At 38.9% G+C, this 2,538-nt stretch carries 4 protein-coding genes; 3 read left to right on the top strand and 1 reads right to left on the bottom strand.

From position 1 onward, the window contains the following. Nucleotides 1–135 precede the first annotated feature (135 nt). From CXF78_RS20000 to CXF78_RS21965, 3 genes are read left to right on the top strand one after another with little or no spacing between them, the layout of a single operon-like run. A complete protein-coding gene (locus tag CXF78_RS20000; RefSeq protein WP_102037743.1) occupies nucleotides 136–591 on the top strand; it encodes a hypothetical protein in 456 nt (151 codons plus the stop codon). Nucleotides 592–651: 60 nt separating this feature from the next. Further along, a complete protein-coding gene (locus CXF78_RS21960; protein WP_257984961.1) occupies nucleotides 652–798 on the top strand; it encodes a 5-methylcytosine restriction system specificity protein McrC in 147 nt (48 codons plus the stop codon). An 11-nt stretch (nucleotides 799–809) separates the two neighbouring features. Beyond that, a complete protein-coding gene (locus CXF78_RS21965) occupies nucleotides 810–932 on the top strand; it encodes a hypothetical protein (RefSeq protein WP_257984960.1) in 123 nt (40 codons plus the stop codon). Nucleotides 933–1,593: 661 nt separating this feature from the next. Here the strand turns inward: CXF78_RS21965 and CXF78_RS20010 are convergent. Further along, on the bottom strand, nucleotides 1,594–2,538 hold a 945-nt coding region (locus tag CXF78_RS20010; protein ID WP_102037744.1), incomplete at its 5' end, for a tyrosine-type recombinase/integrase.

A 2,538-nucleotide genomic window follows, 5' to 3' on the forward strand; every position in this document is an offset into this window, starting at 1 on the left:
ATATTAAAAAGTTGAGAGAGTTTCAAAGTAGAGCTAAACGTTGGCCTAAAGAATCCGATCCTTTTAAGCCTGTTCCAGAAGGATTTGAAATTTCTATTTCTCGAAAAGTATTACCTCCAAGATAAGAGATTTTATATGACATGTTTTGAAACAGGGTTTGCAGTATTGCTTGATATTAAAACGTGGGAGAGCTGGACACCTATTTTAAGCTTGCTTGTTGCCATTGGTGCCCTTGGTACTGCTTATTATCAAGTTCAAATTGGACGAAGTGCTACAGCTACGGCACAAGCCCATAATATATACCAACAATATTTAGTTTTGTGTATGGAAAATACCGATTTAGCTAGTGGTCAATACCGCCCCATATCAAGTACTGATGAACGATATGCACGGTACACTTGGTTTTTCTCAAATATGTTATTTGCATTTGAGCAAATACTGGAATCGAAACCGACTGATGACAAGTGGAAATCAACTATAAAATCACAGCTAGAAAAGCATAAATATCATATACAAAAATCAACAACGGCAAACAGCACACATTGGTTTAAAGACTTAGATGCCCTAATTAAAGATGTTAGAGATTATTAACATTAGAACTTAGCTGTTCTTGCCATTATCTTTAAAGTTAAGAGAGCAGGTGTCCAGCCACTGCTTAACCACCATAACGGCAATGATTGGTTTAGGCTAAAACCTGACATTGTGGTTTATGATAAATCAAAAGTGGTTACTGTGATGGATACCAAGTGGAAGTTGCTTGATGCTTCACTTAATACACAAAGCATAAGTACAACTTAAGTCAGTCAGATTTGTACCAGTTATTTGCTTATGGTGAAAAGTACCTTAAAGGCCAGGGTGATCTGTACTTGATTTATCCTAAGCATATTGGCTTTATTGAACCTCTGGCAAACTTCGAATTTAACCCGGGTTAAGGCTGAATGTAGTGCCTTATGATCTTGAAACTGATGAGTGTCCATTAGTGAGTCTTAAAGAGCCGCTGAGTGTAGTTGTATGAATCATATTGTTGAAAATAATCTCGCTGGGGTTCGGAGTGACAGTACCGAAAACTTAAATCTATGGATTCTGTCTTTGGGAACTACGAGAGTTTTGAGAAATTTCAACATGACCATTTCAAACGAACAGTTATGACTAATCACAGAACCAGAGTAACGCTTACTAAAACACACTGACAATCAAACCAAAAACATACCACAGGATTTGAAAAAGTCAGGTGGAATAAACTGACAACAAAAAGCGCTCTTAATAGAATATTGCACCAAAGTTGTGCGCTGAAATCGTTTATTTAAATATAACCATCTGATTCTAAATACTAAAAGGCCAGATCCACGAAGTGAGACAAAACTCATTTGGTATGAGAAACCACACACAGGCGGCAAGTCAGGTAGATTACACAAATACTCTATTTAACATAATATACATTGTGCGCATACGTGTGTACACATCAATAGTTATGTTCAATACTAAGTCTTTGTAGGCATTGATTGTGCATTAACAGCCTAATGTCGCTTAATGTGCTTTTTATCATCGTGCTGAGATTGCATGCTTTAACTATTTACGGCTAGTGCCTACCAATTATTTAATCTCAGCAAGATGATTTAACGGTTTGTTGAATGCGCTTTGATGTCGTTCAGTTTGTGTGGTGTGTAAATACTGTGATGTTGTGTCGATGCTCTCATGACCGGCATCGGCCTGGACATGTGACAATGGTCGACGGTTGATATTGATGTCATGCGTGATCCCAGTATGACGAATATTATGCGCACTGAGTTTTCGCATAAGTTGGCTGTCGTGTTCAAAACCATCTTTAGCAGCATTGTCTGCAGCTAAGTTAATCAGTTTGTCTATTTCGTCACGTATGTGCCGAATACCAAGATTGGCGTTGATGATTCCAGATTCACGTCCATGGGCTGCTGCTTTGTGACGGACAAATATAGGATGTTGATCGTTGATGTTGGGTAAATCACTGAGACGCAGATAACGTCGATAATCAACTAGTCCAGCCAGCAATGCTTTTGATATGGCAATATTACGTGCTTTGCCGCTTTTAGAAAATGGCACGTGAAAATACCAGACACCAGAATGTGGATCTTGTCTAAACTGGCTCATGATGGGCGCGTAACCTGCACGTGCACTGATCTCGGAGATTCGTAAGTAACAGCTATATAATAGTGTAATGAGGAATAAACTGCGTTGATGCTGCTCTGGTTGAGTGTCTGCAAGCTGGCTTACGGTGCTTATAACATAAGACCATTGTAACTCTGTAAAGGCATGATGGTTGTTGTCTTCGTCGATGGTAAATTTACGTTTAATAGCAAAACGACTGTGTTTTAACCATAACTGAGCTGGGTTTCGCTCGGTGTATTCTTCGCTAATTAAATAGCCATAAAATGAGGATAATATTGCTATTTTAGTCTTCAATGCATTATCACTCAGTTGATATGGTAGGCATTTCCCGAGGTGTTTTTTACCGATAAATGGCCGCCATTGTGGGTTTGGTGAACGCTCCCCAGTGGCTTT

Source organism: Shewanella sp. 11B5, assembly GCF_002836795.1.
Lineage (GTDB): Bacteria > Pseudomonadota > Gammaproteobacteria > Enterobacterales > Shewanellaceae > Shewanella > Shewanella frigidimarina.